Origin of the sequence: Rhizobium sp. WYCCWR10014, assembly GCF_001657485.1 — a bacterium.
GTDB lineage: Bacteria > Pseudomonadota > Alphaproteobacteria > Rhizobiales > Rhizobiaceae > Rhizobium.
The window spans coordinates 115955-139289 of the sequence record NZ_LXFU01000052.1 but is presented as its reverse complement, the minus strand read 5'-3'; the positions used below and the strand labels follow the sequence as shown (position 1 = coordinate 139289).

General features: G+C 61.3%; 14 protein-coding genes. 4 read left to right on the top strand and 10 right to left on the bottom strand.

Features of this window, described 5'->3' with window-relative positions; translation table 11 throughout:
• Positions 1 to 28 precede the first annotated feature (28 nt).
• From glgB to A6U98_RS33230, 3 genes are read right to left on the bottom strand one after another with little or no spacing between them, the layout of a single operon-like run.
• The gene (gene glgB, locus A6U98_RS33240; protein WP_064655470.1) at positions 29 to 2239 is read right to left on the bottom strand and encodes a 1,4-alpha-glucan branching protein GlgB; all 2211 of its coding nucleotides are present in this window, start codon (positions 2237 to 2239) and stop codon (positions 29 to 31) included.
• A complete protein-coding gene (gene treS, locus A6U98_RS33235) occupies positions 2236 to 5517 on the bottom strand; it encodes a maltose alpha-D-glucosyltransferase (protein ID WP_064655469.1) in 3282 nt (1093 codons plus the stop codon). The genes glgB and treS overlap by 4 nt, the downstream gene beginning before the upstream one ends.
• Positions 5518 to 8742 carry an alpha-1,4-glucan--maltose-1-phosphate maltosyltransferase gene (locus A6U98_RS33230; RefSeq protein ID WP_064655468.1) on the bottom strand — a complete coding sequence of 1075 codons (3225 nt, stop codon included), beginning with the start codon at positions 8740 to 8742 and terminating at the stop codon, positions 5518 to 5520.
• Positions 8743 to 8960: 218 nt separating this feature from the next.
• Between A6U98_RS33230 and A6U98_RS33225 the strand changes: the two genes are divergently transcribed.
• From A6U98_RS33225 to A6U98_RS33215, 3 genes are read left to right on the top strand one after another with little or no spacing between them, the layout of a single operon-like run.
• Positions 8961 to 9431, top strand: a complete 471-nt coding sequence (locus tag A6U98_RS33225) for a hypothetical protein (protein ID WP_245304600.1) — start codon at positions 8961 to 8963, stop codon at positions 9429 to 9431.
• A gap of 12 nt (positions 9432 to 9443) precedes the next feature.
• The gene (locus A6U98_RS33220; RefSeq protein WP_064655467.1) at positions 9444 to 10349 is read left to right on the top strand and encodes an MBL fold metallo-hydrolase; all 906 of its coding nucleotides are present in this window, start codon (positions 9444 to 9446) and stop codon (positions 10347 to 10349) included.
• Positions 10346 to 11116 (top strand): aminoglycoside phosphotransferase family protein, encoded by a 771-nt coding sequence (locus A6U98_RS33215; RefSeq protein ID WP_064655466.1) that lies wholly within the window; start codon positions 10346 to 10348, stop codon positions 11114 to 11116. The genes A6U98_RS33220 and A6U98_RS33215 overlap by 4 nt, the downstream gene beginning before the upstream one ends.
• Before the next feature lie 35 nt (positions 11117 to 11151).
• Here the strand turns inward: A6U98_RS33215 and corA are convergent, their stop codons facing one another.
• Together corA and A6U98_RS33205 are read right to left on the bottom strand one after the other, a co-directional pair.
• Positions 11152 to 12195 (bottom strand): magnesium/cobalt transporter CorA, encoded by a 1044-nt coding sequence (gene corA, locus A6U98_RS33210; RefSeq protein WP_064655465.1) that lies wholly within the window; start codon positions 12193 to 12195, stop codon positions 11152 to 11154.
• 167 nt (positions 12196 to 12362) lie between these two features.
• Complete coding sequence (locus A6U98_RS33205) at positions 12363 to 13073, bottom strand: DUF4272 domain-containing protein (RefSeq protein ID WP_064655621.1); 711 nt, start codon at positions 13071 to 13073, stop codon at positions 12363 to 12365.
• 197 nt (positions 13074 to 13270) lie between these two features.
• Here A6U98_RS33205 and A6U98_RS33200 point away from each other — a divergent pair, with 197 nt between their 5' ends.
• On the top strand, positions 13271 to 15154 hold the full coding sequence (locus A6U98_RS33200) for a HAMP domain-containing methyl-accepting chemotaxis protein (RefSeq protein WP_064655464.1): 1884 nt from the start codon (positions 13271 to 13273) through the stop codon (positions 15152 to 15154).
• Between the two features lie 67 nt (positions 15155 to 15221).
• Here A6U98_RS33200 and A6U98_RS33195 read toward each other — a convergent pair whose 3' ends face one another.
• From A6U98_RS33195 to A6U98_RS33175, 5 genes are all read right to left on the bottom strand, one after another.
• Complete coding sequence (locus tag A6U98_RS33195; protein ID WP_064655463.1) at positions 15222 to 16673, bottom strand: NCS1 family nucleobase:cation symporter-1; 1452 nt, start codon at positions 16671 to 16673, stop codon at positions 15222 to 15224.
• 146 nt (positions 16674 to 16819) lie between these two features.
• A complete protein-coding gene (locus tag A6U98_RS33190; RefSeq protein WP_064655462.1) occupies positions 16820 to 18001 on the bottom strand; it encodes an alpha/beta fold hydrolase in 1182 nt (393 codons plus the stop codon).
• A gap of 76 nt (positions 18002 to 18077) precedes the next feature.
• Positions 18078 to 21149, bottom strand: coding sequence for an efflux RND transporter permease subunit (locus A6U98_RS33185; RefSeq protein ID WP_064655461.1), 3072 nt, complete (start codon positions 21147 to 21149; stop codon positions 18078 to 18080).
• The gene (locus A6U98_RS33180) at positions 21146 to 22231 is read right to left on the bottom strand and encodes an efflux RND transporter periplasmic adaptor subunit (RefSeq protein ID WP_064655460.1); all 1086 of its coding nucleotides are present in this window, start codon (positions 22229 to 22231) and stop codon (positions 21146 to 21148) included. The genes A6U98_RS33185 and A6U98_RS33180 overlap by 4 nt, the downstream gene beginning before the upstream one ends.
• Entirely contained in the window at positions 22228 to 23301 is a 1074-nt protein-coding gene (locus A6U98_RS33175) for an efflux RND transporter periplasmic adaptor subunit (RefSeq protein WP_064655459.1), read from the bottom strand. The genes A6U98_RS33180 and A6U98_RS33175 overlap by 4 nt, the downstream gene beginning before the upstream one ends.
• Positions 23302 to 23335: the final 34 nt, after the last annotated feature.

The following is a 23335-nucleotide window of genomic DNA, read 5'->3' as shown; positions in this document are numbered from 1 at the left end:
CCGAAATGACCGTTCCGCGGCCGCGCCGTCAGGGTGACGGCCCCTGCAGAAAAATCGTCGATAGCGGCGGCAGCGTCAGTGACAGGGAGACCGGCCTGCCGTGGGCGGGCACGGGTTCCGTCGACACCGCGCCGTTGACCAGGCCCGAGCCGCCATATTCCCGCGCATCCGTCGTCATCCGCTCGATCCACACACCGTCGCTGGGCACGCCGATCCTGTAGCCGTAACGCGGCACCGGCGTGAAATTCGACATGACCAGGATCGACGAAACGCGATCGGGCGCATAACGGAGCATGCCGAGGACGGAATTGACGGCGTCGTCGGCTGCCGCCCATTCGAAACCCTCGGGATGAAAGTCGCCGAATTGTAATGCAGGCTCGTCCGCGTAGAGGCCGTTCAGATCCTTCACCAGCCGCTGAATCCCGACATGCTGAGGCCGGTCCAGTACATCCCAGGTCACCGACCCGTCATGGTTCCACTCGCCGGGCTGGGCGACTTCGCTTCCCATGAACAAAAGCTTCTTGCCGGGATGGCCCCACATGAAGGCGAGATAGCTGCGCAGATTGGCAAATTTTTGCCATTCGTCGCCTGGCATCTTCGTCAGCAGCGAGCCCTTTCCGTAGACGACCTCGTCATGGGAAATCGGCAGAATGAAGCGCTCGGAATAGGCATAGATCATTCCGAAGGTCATCGTGCCATGGGCGTAGCTCCGATAAATCGGATCCTTCTCGATGTAGCTCAGGCTGTCATGCATCCAGCCCATGTTCCATTTGATGTCGAAGCCCAGCCCCCCTTGCTCCGGCGGCTTCGTCACGCCCGGCCAGGCCGTCGATTCCTCGGCGATCGTCATCGCGTGCGGGCAGCGCTCGTGAATGATGCTGTTCAGGTGCTTGAAGAATTCGACGGCTTCCAGATTCTCGCGACCACCATATTGGTTGGGAATCCATTCGCCCTCGTTGCGGCTGTAGTCGCGGTAAAGCATCGAGGCCACGGCGTCGACCCGCAAACCGTCGATATGGTAGCGCTCCAGCCATTCCAGCGCGCTGGCAATCAGGAACCCTTTCACCTCATTGCGGCCGAGATTGTAGATCAGCGTATTCCAGTCGCGGTGAAAGCCTTCGCGCGGATCTTCGTGCTCGTAGAGAGCGCTGCCGTCGAAGCGGGCAAGCCCCCAGACATCTGTGGGAAAATGGGCCGGCACCCAGTCGAGGATGACGCCGAGCCCGGCGCCATGGCACCGGTCGATGAAATAGGCGAAATCCTCAGGCGTCCCATATCGGCCGGTCGGAGCGAACAGACCAAGCGGCTGATAGCCCCAGGAGCCGCCGAACGGATGCTCCATGATCGGCAGCAGCTCGATATGGGTAAAGCCCATGTCGCTGACATAGGGGACCAGCCGCTGGCTGAGTTCGACCCAGTCGAGCGACCTATTGCCGCCCTTTAGATCGCGAAGCCAGGAGCCGGCGTGCACCTCATAGACGGAGAATGCGCCCTCCAGCCTATCTTGCCGGGATCGGCCCTTCATCCAACCGTCATCGGTCCATCGAAACGGCGTCGACGATGCCACGATGGAGGCGGTGGACGGAGCGGCCTCGCTTGCCCTCGCGACCGGATCGGCCTTCTGCGGCAAACAGGTCCCCTCAGCATCGATGATCTCGAACTTATACCTTTCGCCGGGGGCGAGGCGCGGGATAAACAGCTCCCAGACGCCCGCCGACGGTCTCAGCCGCATCGGGTTTCGCCGCCCGTCCCAGGCATTGAAGTCGCCGACAACCGAGACGCGGCGCGCATTCGGAGCCCAGACGGCGAAACGAACGCCTGATATGCCGTCGATCGACATATCAACCGCGCCGAGCGTCCGGCTCAGACTATAGTGAGTGCCCTCCGATATCAGATGAAGGTCGAGCTCTCCGAGCAGCAGACCGAAACTGTAGGGGTCCTCGGTGATCTGAACTGCATCCGGCCATGTGATCCGCAGCCGGTATCCCGTCCTCGAGGCGGCCGCCGCCGCAAACAGGCCGGAGGGGTGGGCGATGCTGAATGGCGCCACCACCCGGCCGCTCGTCGCATCGATGAGATCGACCGCTTCCGCACCGGGCAGATACACCCGCACGATCGTCATGCCACCGCTTTGGTGGGGGCCGAGGATCGAAAACGGATCGCCATGGCGCCCCTCGATCAAGGCCCATAGCGCATCCTGTCCGATGCCCGCCAGAAGTTCCGAGCGCTCAACATTCATGCCGTGACCCCCGCCAGACGCGATACGATTTCGGTAAGGCCGGATAGTGGGATCGGAAGCCATTTCGGCCTGTTGCGGGCTTCATAGGCGATCTCGTAGGCGGCCTTTTCGAGAAGAAAGGCATCGAGAACCCTGCGTCTTTGATCGGGTGGCATGTCTAGCTCCTTCGATACGGAGACCGCCTGCGAATAAGCATCCAGAAATGCCTCCTCGGCATTGCGCCCGAAGCGGGCAATCGCCTCGCGGCGGACCTCGTTGTCGTGTTCGATGACCGCGTCGTTATCGAGCTGCGCGGTGGCCACGAGGTAGCTCAGCGATCTCAAAAGCCCGGCGACATCACGCAACGGGTTCGTCTTGGCGCGGCGCTCGGTCAGGTTTTTCGCAGGCTCGCCCTCGAAGTCGATGATGACGGCATCACCCTCGCTGACAAGGATCTGGCCAAGATGGAAGTCGCCATGCGTGCGTGTCATCAGCGTATGGCGGCAGCTCTCCGCCAGCGTCCCGGCGAGCTCTGCGAGTTCGAAACGACGCTCCAGAAGCGGCGTTGCGAGCAAGTCGATTGCAGGGTCGGCATTCTCGTCGCGTTCATCGAGCTTCGACATGGCATAGGCGAGCTCCCCGGCAACGGCCTTCCTCATCGCCTCGACCTCGCTGTCGCCTGCTACCACCGGGCTGAAGGCCTCGTCCCCGGTCTTCGCAGCGAGCACGACATGCAATTCGCCGAGCCTGAGGCCCACCATCGCGACGAAACTGATGAGCGACCGGAAGACGTCGTCGTCTGGTTGGACCGCAGGATCGTTCAGCACCAGTTCGTCGGCCCCACGGCGCAGATTGTTCAGCATCCAGTTCCAGGCGTCGCCCTGGTTGCGGATCGCCCCCTGGACGATGATCAAGGTGGAACGGCGTCCGCTGGAATCGGTATGCGCAACCTCGCCGAGCAGGGGCGCCGTATGGTCATAGCCGGCACGGGTGAGATAGCGCGTCATCTCGACTTCCGGATGGATGCCCGGGAAGATGTGCCTGATCAGTTTGATCATCGCTACGTCGCCGACGAGCAGCGAGCTGTTCGACTGTTCAGCCGATAGCCAATGCACCGGCAGCTCGCCTGAAATATCGAGACTGTCGAGCTGTTCTGTCCCGAGGAATTCGAGCGTGCCGGTCCGGCCGGTGGTGCGCGAGCGGTCGCGAAGTCCGTGCAGAATGCCGCGCGCCATTGCCTCCACGGCGAATCCATCTGTGAGGAAACCGACGCGTCTGCCTTGGCGAATCCTCCCAAGCGCAAGCTGCTGGGCAAGCGCGGAAGGGTGGGCATCGTCCCAGGCGACCGCGAGCGGCAGTTGGTAGGATTCGCTGTGGTTCGGCAGCACGACCTCCAACTCGCCGAGGACGACGCCATCGGCGAATGGGATTGGTGTCACGGAGATCAGTCTGGCGGCCTGAAGCGGCTGGTCCTTTGCCCCGAACCATCGCCGCCTGGAGAGATACGCAGGCAGGATTTCGCCGCTCAGGATGCGCGCATGACCCGGCTCATCGACGAGGTCGAGCAGGCTACGCCGGATGACCATCGTCAACAGATCGGGAAGCTGTTCCGGCGGTGCGGTGCGCCACGCCGGCGGGTCGGCATCAGCCGTCAGCTGGAACCAGAAGAAACCGTAGGGCGGCAAGGTCAGGAGATAGGTCAACTGGCCGATCGGCGGAAACGGCGACATGCCGGTCAGTTCAATCGGAACGCGCCCCTCGAAGCTCGACAAGTCGAGTTCGACGGCCTGCGGCAGCCGCGAGAGACTGGCAACACAAAGCAAGACCTCGCCTTCATACTCCCTGAGATAGGCAAGGATCTTGCGATTTTCCGGTGAAAGGAACCGCAGCGTGCCACGCCCGAAGGCGGGATGCCTGCCGCGCAACGCCAACATTCTGCGCGTCCAGTTGAGCAGCGAATGCGCGTCTGTGCTCTGCGCCTCGACGTTGACGGCTTCAAAGCCATAAAGCGGGTCGGCGACGGGCGGCAGAACCAGACGCGCCGGATCTGCCCTGGAGAAACCGCCATTGCGGTCCGGAGACCATTGCATCGGCGTCCTCACCCCATCCCGGTCGCCGAGATAGATATTGTCGCCCATGCCGATCTCGTCACCGTAATAGATCACCGGCGTTCCCGGCATCGAGAGAAGAAGCGCGTTCATCAGCTCGATCCGCCGGCGGTCGCGCTCCATCAACGGCGCCAGGCGCCGCCTAATGCCGAGATTGATGCGGGCACGCTTGTCGGATGCATAAGTCTCCCAGAGATAATCCCGCTCGGCGTCGGTCACCATTTCGAGCGTCAGCTCGTCGTGGTTGCGAAGGAAGATCGCCCATTGGCAATTGTCTGGAATCTCCGGCGTCTGGCGCAGGATATCGGTGATCGGAAACCGATCCTCCTTGGCGATCGCCATATACATGCGCGGCATCAGCGGGAAGTGGAAGGCCATGTGGCATTCGTCACCCTCCCCGAAATATTCGCGCGTGTCCTCCGGCCATTGATTGGCCTCGGCAAGCAGCATCACGCCGGGATGGGTGGCATCGAGCGCGGCGCGTATGCGTTTGAGGATCGCGTGGGTTTCAGGCAGGTTTTCGTTGATCGTCCCCTCGCGCTCGACGAGGTAAGGGATCGCGTCGAGACGAAAACCGTCGATGCCGGTTTCCAGCCAGAAGCGCATCACCCTCAGCAATTCCTCCATGACAAGGGGACTATCGAAATTGAGGTCGGGCTGATGGGAATAGAAGCGGTGCCAGTAATAGGCGCCGGCGACGGCGTCCCATGTCCAGTTGGATTTTTCCGTATCGATGAAAATGATACGCGTTTCCGGAAATTTCTGATCGGTATCCGACCAGACATAGAAGTCGCGCTCCGGCGATCCCGCCGGCGATTGGCGCGCGCGCTGGAACCAGGGATGCTGATCGGAGGTGTGGTTGATGACGAGCTCGATGATGACGCGGATATTGCGCTGGTGAGCGGCGTCGACGAAGGCTCGGAAATCCTCCATCGTCCCATAATCGGGGCTGACATTGCCGTAGTCGGCGATGTCGTAACCGTCGTCGCGGCGCGGAGAGGGAAAGAAAGGCAGGAGCCAGATGGCATTGACGCCGAGGGCTGCGATATGATCGAGCTTCTGGTGCAGGCCGGCGAAATCGCCGACCCCGTCGCCATTGGCGTCGTAGAACGACTTGATGTGCAGCTGGTAGATAATCGCATCCTTGTACCAGAGCGGCTGCGGCGCGCTATCTGCATTCATCGTGTCCATTCATGCCTCCCTTGAGCGAATACGCCAGATCGCATAGGGCAGGACCTCAGGATTGAGCCCGATGCTTTGCCATTTGCCGGTCCACTTGAAACGATGCCCGCCGATCAGATCTTCGGCATCCAGCGTGCCGCCATCTCCGAGCGACCACTGCCAGAGCGGCAGCTCGACGTCGCTTTGTTGGAAATTGTGGGGATCGAGGCTGATGGCGATCAGCAGGACGTTGTCACGGGCGCGGCTTGCCTTCTCGAAAAACAGGATATTGTCGTTTCGCGCGTTCAGCAGCGTCAGCCCGAGATGTGAATGCAGCGCGGTGTTTTCGGTCCGAATGCGATTGAGCGTCCTGATTTCGGCAATGATATTGCCCGGCCGGTCGTAGTCCCAGGCGCGGATTTCATACTTCTCGCTGTCGGCATATTCCTTGCGCTTGGCATCGGGACGCCCCTCGCAAAGTTCGAAACCGTTATAGACGCCCCACAATCCCGAAAGAGTGGCGGCAAGGGCTGCGCGGATCAGGAAGGCCGGGCGCGGCGCGTTCTGCAGGAAATCCGGATTGATATCATGCGTGTTGACGAAGAAATGCGGGCGGAAGAATTCTTTCGGCGCCGTCTCGGTCAGCTCTCGCATGTATTGCTCGAGCTCCCATTTGGCATTGCGCCAGGTGAAATAGGTGTAGGACTGGGAGAAGCCGATCTTTGCCAGCCGGTACATGACCTTCGGCTTGGTGAAGGCTTCCGAGAGGAAGACGACGTCGGGATGACGGGCCCTGATATCGCCGATCAGCCATTCCCAGAACGGAAAGGGCTTTGTGTGCGGATTGTCGACGCGAAACAGCTTGACGCCCTGGTCCACCCAAAGCTGCACGACATCCCTGAGCTCCACCCACAGCGAAGGCAGCGCGTCTTTCGTGTAGAAATCGACGTTGACGATGTCCTCGTATTTCTTCGGCGGGTTTTCGGCATATTTGATCGTGCCGTCGGGACGCCAGTCGAACCAGCCGGGATGCTCCTTCAGCCAGGGGTGATCCGGCGACGCCTGGATCGCGAGGTCGAGAGCGATCTCCAGGCCATGCCGGCCCGCCGCCTCGACCAGCCGGCGGAAATCCTCGAACTCGCCGAGCTCGGGATGGATAGCGTCATGGCCGCCGTCCTCGGAGCCGATGGCATAGGGGCTTCCGGGGTCGCCGGGCGCGGCTTTCAGGCTGTTGTTGCGGCCTTTCCGGTTGGTCGAACCGATCGGATGAATGGGCGGGAAATAGAGCACGTCGAAGCCCATGTCGCGGATGGCGGGCAGTCGTGGGATGACGTCGTCGAAGGTGCCGTGCCGGTCCGGATCGCCGCTCTGCGAGCGCGGGAAGATTTGGTACCAGCTGGCAAAGGCCGCCTCCTTGCGTTCGGCATCGACGGCGCTTGCTGTCGAGCGAAGCCGAAACGGCCGCCTGTCCGCCTTGTTCATCAATTCGGATGTTCCGGCATCGAGCAGGATCGCCGTTCGCTCGGCATCCGAGGCGCTTTCGAGATTGGTGATTAGCGCCTTTAATTCGGCGCGGAGCCTGGCACCGGCATGCATCTCGGCCGAACGAACGAGCTTTATCCCCTCCTGAAGTTCAAGCTTCAGGTCCAACCTGGCATCGTTCTTCTTTGCCAGTTCGTAGCGAAAAATCGCAAACGGGTTCTTCCATGCCTCGACGGCAAATTCATAGCGTCCGACCCGTTCCAGCAGGAATTCGGCGCGCCAGCGGTCATTCTCGACCAATTGCATCTCCGTCTCGTTCCAGTCCGCCGCATCGAGCGGCCGCCAGAGCAGCACCGCGGCGATCGGGTCGTGGCCGTCGGCGAATATATCCGCCTCAACGGTGACGATGTCGCCGACCACCCTCTTGACGGGAAAGCGCCCGTCATCGACCCGCGGCGTGATGTTTTCGATGGCAAGCCGCGGTGATGCTATCGCCTGCGCGACGTCGAGGATTGGCCGCGATGTGATCGGCGCCGGCGCCTTGCCTTCGACCACCAGGGTCTCGCCTGCCCGCAGCCGCAGAGCCGTGCCGTCGGCTCCGGCGGGAAGAAAACCAGAGGCCGCTTCGCGCAGTGCGGTCACTGGAGCGGGCGCACTTTTCCGAAGGTCCCTGTTGAGCAGGATGAACCGCACATTCTCGGCGCTGCGAAGGTCTTCCGCCGCCGATTGCAGCAGCGCTGAGACAGGTCCATTGGCGTTGCGGATGAGCCGAAGCGATGAGGCAAGCACAGGGGGAGCCTTGCCGACCTCGGCGTTCGCAAGGCGAATTTCGGAGGAGATATCGAAAGCGAGGTCATGGCGCAGCCCCCGCAAACCCGTTCCATTCCCATGGGTCGGATCGAGCGGCGCGGCCGCGCCATATTCGAAGCCCATCGGAACCATCAGGCCGCCGCCGAGCGAGGCGGCAAGGCGTAGCGCCCTTATGGCGCGCCGTTCAACGATTTCGCGGCTCTCGGTTCCGTGCGCGATCCGCCTGGCGAATGGCGGCTCCGGAAAAGCGATCTGCCAGCCAAGCTGCTTCTGGACGCGGTGTTCTTCGATGAACCATCTCTCGTCAAAATCCCACCAAGCCATCGATGAAAAACATCCATCAAAGCCTGTATTCTTGACCGCGACCCTCGCCCCAAAATCGGTGCCGGGCGTCCAGGCTAGGAATTGCGCGTCCGCCTTTTCACGCACCGCCGCAATCAGCGATTTGAAAACCGCCGGCGCAATGCGATCGATCCCGAGCGCCCGGTAGCCAGAGAGGCCGAGACCGGCAAGTTCTCGCAGCCGTTCTGTCCACTCTTCCAACAGCCGGGATCGAGACTCCGCCTCCATCGCGATCATCGGCTCTTCCGGATCCAATGGTGAGCGTCTCGGGTCGACGGGGCGAAAGCCCGCCTCGGAATTCCGGGCCTTGCCGTCGAGCATAAGATCCATCATCAAGGCGACGCCGCTCTTGCGGGCAGCCTCCCCCAAGCGCCCCACCCCATCCTCGATTGCGCTTCCGAGCGACAGTTGAGGATCAAGGCGATTCAGATCCTGGGAGGCAAAGATGCTGCGCTCCCCGCCCCGATCGAACAGAGGTGCCGTCAGCACACGGTCGAAACCGATATCCGCCGCATGGTCGAATACCTCGCGCCACGCATCGATACCCTGAAGAAGGAGTGGATTGACATAATAGATCCGGGGTGGGGTGCTCAACACACCCTGGTTTGGAGAGAATGACATCGGCCGCCGCTCGAGTTTTGGTTTGAAGGCAAACTTCTGTTGGCCGCGGTTGTTCCACTGAAACTGCCAATTCGCGATGCGCAGACATCGCCGGCCGCACCGGCGTGGATCGATGGCGCGCGCTCCGTTCGCGCATCAAAGGCGCTCGCTTCCGCAGACGGGCCTTGAAGTTTCGTGCCGTATTTGGATAGTCTTCCGCTCCCGGGAGGGTGACCCATTTGGCTGCTGACGGCGCACCATTGCTTCGATCGATACTCCTTAGCGCCGCCCTGTCGGCTTGCGCGCTGTGCCTCGCCTCCTGGAGCATCGAGACCGATCGCTCCACTGAGGACACGCATGGCTTGTTCGAAATCCGCGAGGAGGCCAGGCGCTTCATTTCGCACGAGAACGCCAAGGGGCACCGGCAATGGGATGTGCTGGCGCCCAACCTGAAGACGCTGGTTCCCCGCTGCGCGGTTCCGCTCGAAACACGGTGGACGCCGAAGAGCTATGGCCGTTCGAAACCGAGTGTGATGGTCATATGTATGGCCGCGGAGCCCAACACCGTGATGAGAGGTTGGGATGTACATGTTCCGGTAGAGCGAAAGCCAGATCGACGGGAAGCCCCGCCACCGCCCCGCACCGTTCTGAAAGAGCAGGCGCCCGAACGGGACTTGATGTATCCGAATGAATCACTGCGATTGCAATAAAGGCGACCAGACGTGAATCCATCGGTGGAATTGTGTTCATACCCCGGACTCGATGATCGAATCGTGATCGTCAGGGCGGGGGACGAAGTTGATGCCGTGTTCGTCCGGACCGCTAAGTTCAATGTCCTGATCGACACGCTCGGCACGCCCGAACTCTGCATGGCGGCGCTGGATCTGCTCGAGGCACAGACGAACGCTCGTCCGCTGATCGTCATCAATTCGCATATGGATTGGGATCATTTCTGGGGGAATGCCGCCATTGCCGGGCGCGCTCCGATTATCGCGCATGCCGGCGCGCTCGACCGTTTACGCGACCCTTCGGCACGCGAGGTCCTGAGGGACAAGGCGAGCCAGGAGGCGCGGTTTCGGAACGTCGACCTCATCGGTCCGGATATTACGTTCTCCGGCTCGATGACCCTCAACGGCGGCGATCTGACGCTGGAACTCATTCATACGCCGGGACACACGCCCGACCATATCGCCGTATGGATTCCGGAACTTCGCGTCTGTCTGGCCGTCGACGCAGTGGAATACCCCATCCCCGAAGTCTGGAGCAAAAATGCAGGCGACCTGCGCTTGATCCGCTCCTCGCTCGAGCGGATACGTGACCTCAATGCAAGACTGGTCATCCCTGCGCACGGCCGGACGCACTCCTCTTCGGCGGTGGATGCCAACCTCGCCTATTTCCAAGCCCTGGCCGATCGTGTCGGCAGTTTGAGCGAGAGCCAGCTGATCGATCCGCAACTCGGCAGCTCAAGCGGCCTGCGGCTTGAAGACTTCGTCCCCATCCCCGACGGAATGCCTTCCGACGTGGTGGCGTTCTATCGGAACTGCCATGAGACAAACCTTGGCGCTACGGTTCAGGCCCATATCGAAGAACTGAATTCGCATAAAGAACGTCTGGAGGCCGGAACGTGAAGCTGTTGGAGGGCGGACGAACCGGGCAGATCTGGCAGGACGGCAATACCGTCGTACGGCCTTCCGGCTCATGGACGCCAACGGTGCACCGGTTCTTGCGCCATCTCAGGAGCAGAGGCTTTCCGGGAGCGCCGGATCCCATTGAATTAGCCGGAAACCAGGAAGTCGTCAGTTATGTCAGCGGGCGCGTCTGCGAAGACCTGAGCGACCAATTTGTCGGATCGGAACGCATGCTGCTTTCCGCAGCCAGGCTCCTGCGCGAATTTCATTCGGCATCTCAAGGGTTTCTCGAAGCGGATCGCCAGATCCAGACATGGATGCTGCCGCCACAGGAGCCGCGCGAGATCATATGCCACGGCGACTATGCGCCCTACAACGTCGCTACGGCAGACCATGAGGCTGTCGGGATCATCGATTTCGATACCGCCCATCCCGCACCGCGCCTATGGGATCTGGCCTATTCGGTTTACCGCTGGGCGCCGCTCTCCGATCCCGCCAATCCGAACGTGACCTTCGGCCTCGACGAACAGCTGCGCCGGGCGGAAATCTTCTGCACGGCATATGGGGCGACAGGGGAAGATCGGCGCCAGCTCCCCGAGATGATCTGCCGGCGGCTTCAGGCGCTCGTCGATTTCATGCTGGCAAGTGCGGCGGCCGGAAATGAGACATTCGTGGAGGACGTGATTGCAGGAGACGCCCGGCTCTATCTCAGCGATATAGACTATGTTCGCAGCTATCGGGATCAGCTGCTGAAGGCCTTGTGCTAATGTATCTTCGCCGGCCAGGATCTCCCGTCTGCCCCCTAGAGCCACTTCTTTCGACGGAAGAAACCGAAGAGGCCTAGGCACAAGGTGACGATAACGCCAAGCACGACGAAATAGCCGTACTGGAATTTCAGCTCCGGCATATCGTTGAAATTCATCCCGTAGATACCGGCGATCGCGGTGGGAACGGCGAGGATTGCCGCCCAGGCGGCGAGCTTGCGGGCGATTGCCGTCTGCTCCGTCTGGCCGATCATCACGCTGGCCTCGAAGGCGAAGGCAAGGACCTCGCGCAGCGCATCGATATCTTCCTGAACCCGGCGCACGTGATCGGTCACATCGCGAAAAAGCGACTGGAGTGTGGGATCCATGCCGGGAAGATCGATATGCTCGTACCGCCGACAGACGTCCACGAGGGGCACCACGGCGTTGCGCAACCGCAGCAGCTTGCGCCGCAACAGGTAAAGCCGCTCGATGTCGGACTTTTCCAGCTGTTCGCGCAGCACCAGATCCTCGAGCTTCTCGACTTCCTCCTGCACGACCTCGATGACAGGCATGTAGTTGTCGACGATGAAATCGAGGATGGAATAGAGAATATAGTTCTCGCCGTGGGCAAGTGCTGCCGGCGTGGCCTCGCATCGCTGCCGCACCGCAAGATAGGAAGACGAGTCGCCGTGGCGGACGGAGACGACGTAACCGCGACCGACGAACAAATGTGTTTCGCCGAAGACGATTTCGTCATCCTTCATATGGGCGGTCCGGGCGACGATAAACATCGCGTCGCCATAAATCTCCAGCTTCGGGCGCTGGTGAGGCTGTGCTGCGTCCTCGATCGCCAGAGCATGGAGATTGAACTCGGCCTGAACCTGGTGCAGCAGCACTTCATCCGGCTCGTGCAGGCCGATCCAGACGACGGCATTCTCCCGGCTTCGCCATTCGCCGGCCTCTTCTACCCTGATGTCGCGAATGCGTTGCCCATGCTGATAAACGGCGGCGGCCACGACGCCGGGCCGTTCATAGGGAGGCGATGTGGAACCGCCACCTGCCGGCGCGAGAGCACTATCCAGATCCTTCAGCCGTTCCAAATCCAGCTATCCTCTCCAATCGCGCACGGGATCATATATCCCCGGGGCCAATCCCTTGGCCGGTCAGGCGCTCAGCCGATCATAATGCTATTTCGTAAAACATGCATCACCGCGTCGGTGCGGGGTCTGACCAGCCGCCTTCATCGTGGCCAGCCGTCCCGGTAGCATCACGTGTCCGTGGAAATATCGTCCCAATCCTGGTCCATGTAGCCAATCAGCCAGTTGAGGGCATAATGCCGTTCGTAGACCACGCCCTTATCCAATCCGGTTGGAGGCTCCTCTCCCTTCAGCCGCGCGTTCACGGCCGCCCAATCGTAGCGGTAAATGAGATCGGCAGCGTCGAGCAGTTCTTTCTGCGGACGAAGCCTGGCGCGACGCATCAGCCCGTCCGTCCCCAGTTCGCGCAGCGTGTTCGCAATAGATAGCACGTCGCAAATATGGTCGGGACGTTCGAGATCGGAGCTGATCCCGAGCGCCCACAACATGACGTGCACACCCTCGTAGCGCCAGGCGAAGTTCGTCCGATCCTGATCCGTGGGATCGGGATCGTCCATGAACGCCCGTTCCTTCGGCGTGAAAAAACTTTGGGCGTCGAACTGTCGGATGAGAGCCTGCCCCATTTCGTGGTCGCCGGTCTCGCCTTTCACAGCGACGATCGCAAGCGCAATCGTCCGCTGAACGACCGCCTTTGTATTTCGGCGGATGCTCTCGCTCTCGGGCTCGATGGTCGGCAGATGATTGATGGTTGGCACACCTTCCGATTGAAGCTGGGCGATAGACCGAGCTTTGCGTGCCCCCGCTTCGTCGGCGGGTTGCGAAACGGCTGCCTGCATCGGAAGGATCAGTGCAAGAAGGGCGGAAAATATGCGCTTCATCATTTTGGCTCCTGTCATTCCGGACGCCGCATCGATAGGCATTTTCCTGCTTTAGCGGGAGCCCGAGCGCAAAGGCGGCGGCGATTTTCCGGAAAACTGGTAAACGGCTTTTTTACATCTGGAACAAATCGTTAAATTTTTTTCGTTACAAAAGTCCTTGGCTAACCCGGTATGAAGCCGGCGTTCGATGAGGACTTTCGATGCGTCGTCCAAACATAAAATCGAGCTTGCTATTGATTTTTAGCGGCATTGCTCTTCTTTTCGGTCTTGTCGCATATCTCGCGGTCGACGGTCTTCGAAATACGAACGGCTCCACTGAAGAAATTGCGACCCATTGGCTGCCGAGCGTGCAGGCTTCGCAGGCGATCAATCTCTCCATGACGAATTTGCGCCTCGCCTATCGCGATCACATCATCGCGCAGTCGGATGCGGAAAAGAAAACGCGCGAAGAGGCCATTAAAGTCGCCGAGGATGCAGTCGGCAAATCGGTGGACGCCTATCTTCTGCTGGCTTCATCCGACCATGAGCGTGAACTGATCAGGACGATTAAGGAAAGTGTTGGAGGCTACATCGCCAGCAGCTCGCAGTTGCTCGCCCTTTCCCGCGCCAACAAGACCGAAGAAGCCGGGCAATATCTGGGCGGAGAGATGCGCTCCTATTCGGACAAGCTCAAGGAAGCCACGACCAACCTGGTCGAATTGGACGTCAGCGGCAGCAACAAGGCGGCCGAACTCAGCAAGCAAACCTTCGATTCGATAGAATTCTACCTGCTTGCCGCAATCGGCGTCGCTGGATTGCTCGTTCTCGGTGCCGTCGCTTTCGTGCTGACAGGCATCGCCAATCCGATTACCGGGATCACCGCCTCGATGCGGCGGCTGGCCGAGGGAGATACAGATTCCAAGATTCCATTTGCAGATCGCGCCGACGAAATCGGATCGATGGCGGCAGCGGTGGAGATCTTCCGCCAGGCCGCGATCGCCAACAAGCAAATGGCAAAGGACGCGGAGGAAAACCGCAACAGGGCGGAGGCCGATCGCCTTGCCGCCCAGGAGCAGGCGGAAGCCGACGCCTCGGAGCGGTTGCGCATTGCCACCTCGGGTCTCGCCGCCGGTTTGAAGCGGTTGGCGGCAGGCGACCTCGCCTTCCAGCTCAACGAGACTTTCGCTCCCGACTTCGAGGCGCTACGCCATGACTTCAACCAGTCCGTCAACCAGCTTGGGGCGACGCTGAGGGCGATTTCCGAAAGCATCGGCACGATCGACGAAGGCACGCGGGAAATTTCTTCCGGGGCGAGCGATCTTGCAAAGCGCACGGAGCAGCAGGCAGCTTCGCTCGAAGAGACGGCGGCCGCACTGGAGGAGATTACAGCAAACGTGTCGAACTCCAGCAAGCGAACCGAGGAGACGCGCACAGTGGCCACGGAGGCAAATCGCAGTGCCGGGGTCTCCGCGGAAGTCGTTTCCCACGCCGAAGAGGCGATGGAACGCATCGAGACCTCGTCGCAGCAGATTTCCAACATCATCAGCGTCATCGACGAAATCGCGTTCCAGACCAACCTTCTCGCGCTGAATGCCGGCGTGGAAGCGGCAAGAGCCGGCGAGGCCGGCAAGGGTTTCGCAGTCGTCGCCCAGGAAGTGCGCGAACTCGCCCAGCGCTCGGCAAGTGCTGCCAAGGAAATCAAGGGCCTGATCCAGAACTCCTCTAAGGAGGTGGAAGGCGGCGTCAAGCTGGTGCGCGATACCGGCCAAGCCTTGAAGACCATCGGCGGCTTCATCACCCAGATCAATCACCATATGGATTCAATCGCCACCTCAGCGAAGGAGCAGTCCATCGGCCTCAGCGAGGTCAACGTCGCGGTCAACCGGATGGACCAGACCACGCAACAGAACGCAACCATGGTGCAACAGTCGACGGCGGCATCCGATTCGCTCGCGCAGGAAGCCCAGAAGCTTCGCGAACTCATCGCCCAGTTCAAGCTCGATGATGTGGCCTCCAGCCACTCCTCAGCCCTTCGCTCGACGGCGAGAACGATGGCGCAGCCAGCGGCTCGTGCAGCCGTGCATGCGGTTGCCGCTCGCCGCTGAAACAGGCCGCGACAGGAAACCCCGACATAAAAAAGCGCCCGGCGATTGCCGGGCGCTTTTCATTCGGTCAGGACGCGAAGGCCGGTTTGCGCCGCGCGCCCATTCTCAACACGAAATAGATCGCGCCGCCGATGGCGACGCCGAAGAACCAGCCGTAGGTTCCCCACCAGTCCGGCAGGATGGTGGTGAAGGTCGGCAGGATCGAGGAGAAGAGCACGCCAACCGCAAATGCGATGAAGGCATTGCCGTGCCATCCGCTCTGGAACCGGAACTCGCCATTCTCATGGTAGAGCGCTTCGACGTTCAACTGGCTCCTCCGGATAAGATAGTAATCCACCATCATGATGCCGAAGATCGGCCCCATCGTCGATCCGATGAAATTGACGAAATGCGCAGCACCCGTCTCCCAGGGAGCAAACGGGTAAAGCACGAGAGCGATCAGGGCGGCGATATATCCGCCGCGTTTGAAGTTGATCTGGCGCGGGAAGACATTGGCGAAGTCGAAGGCCGGCGACACGAAGTTCGCCACAACGTTGATGCCGAGCGTTGCAATTGCGAATGTCAGCGCCGCCAGCAGCGCCAGGAACCAGCTGTCGAATTTCGCCGATATCTGTTCCGGATGCAGCAGCACCTCTCCGTAGACGGTGAAGGCGGCGGTGGTCGTCACGCCTGCGACCAGGCAGAACGCCAGGAGGTTGATCGGCAGCCCCCAGAGGTTGCCTTTCCTCAGCGCCTTTTCATTCGTTGCGTAGCGCGAGAAATCGCAGAAATTCAGGTAGAGCGCCGCGAAATAGGTGATCCATGTGGCGGCCACGGCGGCAAGCGCTGCGAGCGAACCAGGCTCGCCCGGCACGCCCGCATCCTTGGTCTTTTCGATCAGCACGTCGCGCGGGATTTCGGACCCGAAGGAGAAGGTGCCCGATTTGGCGACCAGATAGACGGCGAGCACCAGCATCATGATCCAGACGGCCGGACCCGCCCAATCCTGGAACTTGCGAACCGTTTCCATCCCGCGCTGAATGATCAGCAGCTGCAGGCCCCAGACGATGACATAGCAGATGACCTCGAGCGTCGAGTGGCCGAGGAAGTGGCTGTTCTGGTGAAAGGCAAGCAGGTTGTCGTTGCGGATCAGCAAGGCAACGATGGCGCCGGATGCGGCGGCGGTCTGCGCCCCGTACCAGAAGCAGGCGACCACCGCCCGGACCAGTGCCGGAACATTGGCACCGAACGTGCCGAAGGAGGCGCGCGCCAGAACCGGAAAGGGGACGCCGGTACGCACGCCGGCATTGCCGACCAAGCTCATCAGGCAGAAGATGACCAGCGATCCGATGCCGATGGCGATGACGAAATTGACGAAGCTGCCACACAGCAGGAACAGGCTCGCCGCCAGATAATAGCCCCACAGGCTGTGGACGTCTGATGTCCAGACGTTAAAGATGCTGAATGCACCCCATTTGCGCTCCTCGGCGGGTGCAAGATCCTCGTTGTATAACGAGGGAGACGGATTTCGTACGCTCATGAATGCCCTCCCATGACCTTGAGGCCAAATCGACCACAGGCGGAAGTCTGCTCTTCATTTGTGCAGCTGACAATTTAATAGTCACATTGTACACATCTCTTGACGATGCCTGAGGATTAGCCATCGCCGCTCTTACCTCAGTCCGGTCATTGCGAACCGACGACACGCCCGGCCAGACGAAACGGACTTGCGACCGCGGCGCCAGCGGCATCGAAGACATAGGCGCCAACGTCCCCGGCGCTCGACCGCCTGCCGCTTTCGAAGGATGCAAGCTGCGCTCCGAACTTGGCAAGTGATGCGTAGCGGTCGTGCCCCAGTCCGTCGGATGCCTGGATCGACGTGATGTCGATGACCCGGAGCCTTTCCTTCAAGGCAGCCTCCCGGATGACGGGATCATCGATATCGAGGCGGCCGACGCGCGCCCGCTCTCCCGCTATGAAGCTCGAGGCCACCAGCGCCCGGTCGTCCTTCGAAACGAGAAGAGATATCGGGATCGGCATCCGCCCGATATCCTTCAGCTGGGACCGGAAAACATCGATGTCGATGTCAGGGGCGGCCAGGATCACCGCCAGTTTGCCGATGACGTCGTCGCGATGCTGCAGTTTAAGCTGGCGCACCGTTTCCATGACCAGGAATCCGCCCATGCTGTGTCCGAAAAGGATGATGCGTTTCACCTTTCCTGAGGCCGAGAGCGACGTGACAAGCGAGTCGAGGTCGCTGCGCGAGGACAACGCCGCGTCTCGGTCGGCGACATAGCCGGCGACGGCGGCGGCCGAAGGCCACGAAAACAGAATCGGAGAGCCCGGAATATTGGCGTCCGCGGCGATCTGCGCGGTGCGATACAACGCCTCTTGATAACTGTAATTGTAGCCATGCACGAAGATGCCGACGGTGCCATCGGACTGCGTGGAGCGGAGCGCCTCCTCTACGAATGCGTCCCTTGGAAGCTGATTGCGCTGGATGACGGCAAATTGGCGTTCGGGATCCGGCCTCGAGGTCGGATATGTGATCGCGGTGTCCTTCCGGTTGGGAGGGACCGAAAACGCATATTGCTCGTAGGTGAGATTGTCAGCCCATCCGCTCCCGAACCCGCCGCGCGCGGTATCGGGGTTCCTGTTTGTCGCAGCGAGCACGTTAACGCGGCTCGAGGCGGCTTCATCGGAACGAAGCGATGCATTCAGATGAGCTGGGGGATGAACCGGCAGATGGACCGGGTTCAACACATCCGGCGACGGTCTCGTGGCGCAACCGGCGAGCATCGCCAGGCCGATTGCGACCAGCATCGTCTTGGCCCCCAACGGAAACTCTTTCAAACGCTGTTCCGTCATCGAGTTCTCTCCTTGGAAGCCAGGACGTGCAGCGGCCGCCGCAACGGCCGCATGCGATCGACGTCGAAGCCCGTGCTCACGCTTCTACTACGGCATCGGCCTGGCCGCCTTTATCCCTCGGTATCCTGAACCACGCAACGTAGAGCGCAGGCAGGAACAGCAGGGTGAGCGCGGTTCCGACGACGATGCCGCCCATCATGGCGTAGGCCATCGGCCCCCAGAAGATCTCGCGCGAGATCGGGATCAGAGCCAGCGTGGCTGCCGCGGCCGTCAGCATGATCGGCCGCATGCGGTGTTCGGTGGCCTCGATGACCGCTTGCCACGGCGCCATTCCTTCACTGCGCAGATGCTCGATCTGGACGACCAGAATGACGGAATTGCGGATCAGGATGCCGATGAGCGCAAGCACCCCGAGGATCGCGACGAAGCCCATAGGGGCATTGCTCAGCAGCAGCGCCGCGACCACGCCGATCAGGGCGGTCGGTGCGACGGCGAACACCAGGAAGAGGCGGCTGAAGCTTTGCAGCTGGATCATCAGGATCGTCGCCATCGCAAACAGCATCAGCGGAGCGACCGCTGCGATCGGCCCCTGAGCCTCGGCGCTGGATTCGACTGCGCCGCCCACTTCCACCTTGTATCCCACCGGAAGGCTTTTCTCGAACGCGTCCACCTTCGGCTTGAGCTGGTCGACGATCGTGGCCGGTTGCGTCGGACCGACGACGGCTGCCTTGACCGTTATGGTGGGTTGCCTGTCGCGACGCCAGATCGTCGGCTGCTCGAGTTCGTAGCGGAAATTCGCCACAGCCGAGAGCGGCACGACCTTGCCGTTGGAGGTGGAGAGCTGCAGGTTCTGCAACGTCTGGATGGAGTCGCGCTCGGATGCCCTGGCGCGGCCGATGACGTTGACAAGGTAGATGTCGTCTCGAACCTGGGTGGCCGTCGAACCTTCGACGATGCCGTTAAGCGCGGTAGCGATGTCCTCGGAGGATACGCCGAGCTGGCGCGCCTTGTCCTGCAGGACATCCACCTTCACCACGCGGGACGGTTCGTTCCAATCCAGGACCAGGTTTGCCAGAAGCGGGTGCGATCCCATGACGCCGGCAAACTGCTGCGAGAGATCGCGGACCTTTTGAATGTCGGGGCCGCTGATCCGGTACTGGACCGGCTTGCCCACCGGCGGACCGATGTCGAGAAGCTTGACGAAGGCATCGGTGCCGGGGAAGGTTTTCGTCAGATAATCCTGCAGTTCCGCCCGCAGCTTGTCACGCACGTCGAGCCCTTTGGTGACAATGATCGTCTGTCCGAACGACACGTCGGGCGTCTGCACGTCAAAGGACAGGATGAAGCGCGGCGCGCCCTGGCCGACATAGGTCGTCCAATGGTCGATATCCTTGTTGTCGGCCAGCATCTCCTTTTCGAATCTCGCCATCTGCCTGTTGGTTTCGGCGATCGAACTGTTGTGGGGGAGGTTCCAGTCGATGACGAGCTCGGTCCGGTCCGAGTTCGGGAAGAACTGCTGCTGCACCAGCCCCATGCCGCCAATCGAAAGCCCGAAGACGCCGACCGTGAGGATGATGGTGACCCAGCGCCAGCGCATCGCCAGCCCCAGAAGCCAAGAGAAGATGGAAGCGAAGCGGCCCTTCTTCTCGTGATGCGATTTCATCGTCTTCGGCAGGATCGTAACGCCGAGAAGCGGCGTGAACAGCACCGCTACCACCCAGGACACGATCAGCGAAACTGCGATGACCACGAAAAGCGTGAAGGTGAATTCACCGGCAGCACTGTTGTTGAGGCCAACCGGAATGAAGCCGGCAACGGTGACGAGCGTTCCCGTCAGCATCGGGAAGGCGGTCGATGTATAAACGTAGGTGGCGGCTTTCCTGAGATCGTCGCCCGCCTCCAGGCGGGCCACCATCATCTCGACGGCGATCATGGCGTCGTCGACAAGCAGCCCGAGCGCGATGATGAGCGCACCGAGCGAGATGCGCTGAAGCGAAATGCCGGAATATTCCATCACCACGAAGGTGATCGCCAGGACGAGTGGAATGGAGATCGCCACCACCATGCCGGCGCGAAGACCAAGGCTGATGAAGCTGATGATCAGCACGATGACGATCGCCTCGAAGAGCGCGCGGGTAAATCCGGACACCGCTTCGTCGACCACGGCTGGCTGATCGGAAACGCGGTGGACGTCCACACCGATCGGAAGATCAGCGACGACACGTTTCATCTGTGCGTCGAGCCCCTCGCCGAACTCCAGAAGATTGGCGCCCTGCTTCATGCCGATGGCAAGCCCGATCGCCGGCTGGCCGTCGAAGCGGAACAGCGCCGACGGCGGATCCACGTAGCCGCGTTTGATCGTGGCGACGTCGCTCAGCGGAAAGAAGCGGTCGTTTATCCGAAGATTGATCGATCTCAGGCTGTCCTCGGAGGTGAATTGTCCGCTGACGCGCAATGCGATGCGCTCCGGCCCGGCGTCAACGAAGCCGGACTGCGTGACGGCATTCTGAGCCTGCAGGGTCTGGATGACCGACTGCTGGTCGATCCCGAGGGCGGCGATCTGGCGTGTGGAGAATTCGAGATAGATTGCCTCGTCCTGGGCGCCGATCACATCGACCTTGCCAACGTTGGGTACGGTCAGAACCTTGGAACGGGCATCTTCCACGAGATCGCGAAGCTGGCGCTGAGTAAGCCCGTCGCTGGTGAAGGCGTAGATGTTGCCGAACACGTCGCCGAAGCGATCGTTGAAGAAAGGACCGACGACCCCGGTGGGGAAATCGCCCTTGATGTCTCCGATCATGTTGCGGATGCGCAGCCAGGTCGGCGCGACATCCTTTGCCTTGGTGGTCGGCAGCAGCTCGACGAAGACGGTCGTCTGGCCGGCAACGGTCTCGCTCTTGGTGTAGTCGAGCGATTCCAGTTCCTGGAGCTTTTTCTCGATCCTGTCGGTCACCTGCCGCGTCACCTCTTCGGCGGAGGCGCCGGGCCACTGGGCGGTGATCACCATCGTCTTGATCGTAAAGTTCGGATCTTCCTCGCGGCCGAGCTTCACGTAGGAGAAGGCGCCTGCGAGAATGAAGACGATCATGAAGTACCAGACGAGCGAACGGTGTTCGAGCGCCCAGTCGGAAAGATTGAAGGACTTCACTGGCTGATCTCCTGGTCGATCCTGATGGCCTGGCCATCTTCAAGTTTATGCACGCCTGCCACGACGACCCTTTCTCCGGGCGCGAGCCCTTCGGTGATGCGAACGGTTCCGCCGTCTTCGATGTCGCCGTCGATCTTCACGCGGCGAAGCGATACCTTCCTGGCCGGCGCATCGACGATCCAGACGCTCGGGCCGTCGCTGCCGGCAAGGATTGCCGAAGAAGGCAGAACGATCTCAGGATCCGCGGCAATGGTTGCAGAGGCTGTGATGACCGAGCCGAGCCTGAAGGCTTCGGGCGGATCCGTGAGGGCGATCTTGGTCCTGCTCGTGCGGGTGGCGGTCTCGGCCTCCGGGGCGATCTCGCGCACGACTCCCGATGTGCGGATCGTCGGAGCGAGCTGCAGCGTCACTTCGAAGAGCGCGCCGATTTTCAGTTTCTGGGCGGCTGCCTGGGGCACATCGACCACAGCATCGCGCCTGTCCGGCCGGGCGATGGTCACGACCGTCTGTCCGGCCGACACGACCTGGCCGACCTCAGCCGACGTCGCCGTCACAACGCCGTCGAATTCCGCCCGAAGCTGGGCATAACCGAGTTGCTCCTTGGCCTTGTCGAGGTTGGCCTGCGCCTTGGCGACGGCGGCTGCGGCCGTTCGCCTTGCCTGCTCGGCCTCTTCAAGCGATGCTTCGGTACCGGAGCGCGACTCCAGCAGTGCGCGCTGGCGTTGCTCCGTCGTTATCGCGTTTCTGAGCTGGGCGTCGCTGTTCTCCACGTCAGACTGCGCGTTGCGCACGGCCAGTTCCAACGCCAGCGGATCGATGGCGGCAACGACGTCATCCTTCTTGACGATATCTCCGACATCGACGTTGCGGGCGATCATCCGGCCGAGAATTCGGAAGCCGAGTTCGGTCTCGATCGTCGGTTCGATCGTACCGGTCAGGCCCAGGCTCGCAGCGGGCGTCTGCTTGACTGTCATCGACAGCACGGGACGGGGCGCTTCCTCCTTGCTTTCCTCCTGCGGTGCGCAGGAGGAGATCAGGGCCGTGCCCACCATCAGTGCGACTATGTTGAGACGAATACTCACTTGGAAGCTTCCTTGACATAAGACACGATTTCACCCGCCCTGAGGAACTTGGTCCCGTCGGTCACCACGACATCTCCTTCCGACACGCCTGACTTGACGATGAAGCTGCCGGTTTCGTAGCCGGCGACATCCACTGCCCTTGCCGAAACCGCAGACGATGCGGGATCGACGATCCAGACGGCCGGCTTGCCGCCCTTCGACGTCATGGCCGACCAGGGAAGCTGGATGACGTCCTGCGAGACGTAATTGAATCTCCCGACGACGGGAGCGCCGAGAGGGATTGGAGCGTCGCTCGATATCGCGACCTTGACCTTGATGGTTCCTGTGGAGGAATCGATCGTCGGCGAAATCTCGCGAACCTTCGCCGCGATCTTCTGCGAGGGGTTCGACAGAAGGGTCACGGTCCCGTCGCCGTCGATCGGGCGCAGGAACGCGCTTTCGACAACCTCAAAGACGGCATCCCGGTCGCCGTCATGGGCAAGGGTGAAGACGACCTGGGCGGCCTGCGCCACCTGCCCGACCTCGGCATTGCGGGCGGTGATCACTCCGTCGGCGTCGGCCTTCAGCTCCGTATAAGACAGGGTATCCTGGGCGGTTTCGAAGAGCGCCTGCGCCGACTTGGTTGATGCCTGCGCGGTCAAAAGCGCCTCCTGCGCCTGGTCGAGTGCCGCACGCGTCGTCACCTGCGTTCGAAACAGGCTCTGCTGACGGTCATATGCGAGCTGCGCCTGAGTCTGCTGCGCCTCAGCCGACTGAAGATTGGCTGCCGCCACATCCAGGTCTGCCTTCTGCTCTTCCGGATCGATGCGCGCGAGGAGTTGCCCCGCCTTCACCGACTGTCCGACTTCCACCAGCCGCTCGATGATCTTGCCGCTGACGCGGAAGGACAGATCGGTCTGAACGCGGGCGCGGACTTCTCCGGTGATCGCGCCGCCTTGGACCAGCGGCTCAGGCTTGGCGACGACGACGCCGACCTGCCGTGGGGTTGGCTCAGTCGGCCCGCGCTCATCGCTGCATGATCCGAGACCGATGGCGCATACGATCGCTGTGGCGACCAGAATGGTTCTCATAGTTGACCTCTTGCTCTCAACGGCCGCTCCTATA

What these genes read in the sequence shown, in the direction of transcription:
- treS (WP_064655469.1), bottom strand. Translation starts at nt 5,517, where the DNA reads ATGGACACGATGAATGCAGATAGCGCGCCGCAGCCGCTCTGGTACAAG.
- A6U98_RS33205 (WP_064655621.1), bottom strand. Translation starts at nt 13,073, where the DNA reads ATGATGAAGCGCATATTTTCCGCCCTTCTTGCACTGATCCTTCCGATG.
- A6U98_RS33195 (WP_064655463.1), bottom strand. Translation starts at nt 16,673, where the DNA reads ATGAGCGTACGAAATCCGTCTCCCTCGTTATACAACGAGGATCTTGCA.
- A6U98_RS33190 (WP_064655462.1), bottom strand. Translation starts at nt 18,001, where the DNA reads ATGACGGAACAGCGTTTGAAAGAGTTTCCGTTGGGGGCCAAGACGATG.
- A6U98_RS33230 (WP_064655468.1), bottom strand. Translation starts at nt 8,742, where the DNA reads ATGTCATTCTCTCCAAACCAGGGTGTGTTGAGCACCCCACCCCGGATC.
- A6U98_RS33175 (WP_064655459.1), bottom strand. Translation starts at nt 23,301, where the DNA reads ATGAGAACCATTCTGGTCGCCACAGCGATCGTATGCGCCATCGGTCTC.
- glgB (WP_064655470.1), bottom strand. Translation starts at nt 2,239, where the DNA reads ATGAATGTTGAGCGCTCGGAACTTCTGGCGGGCATCGGACAGGATGCG.
- A6U98_RS33200 (WP_064655464.1), top strand. Translation starts at nt 13,271, where the DNA reads ATGCGTCGTCCAAACATAAAATCGAGCTTGCTATTGATTTTTAGCGGC.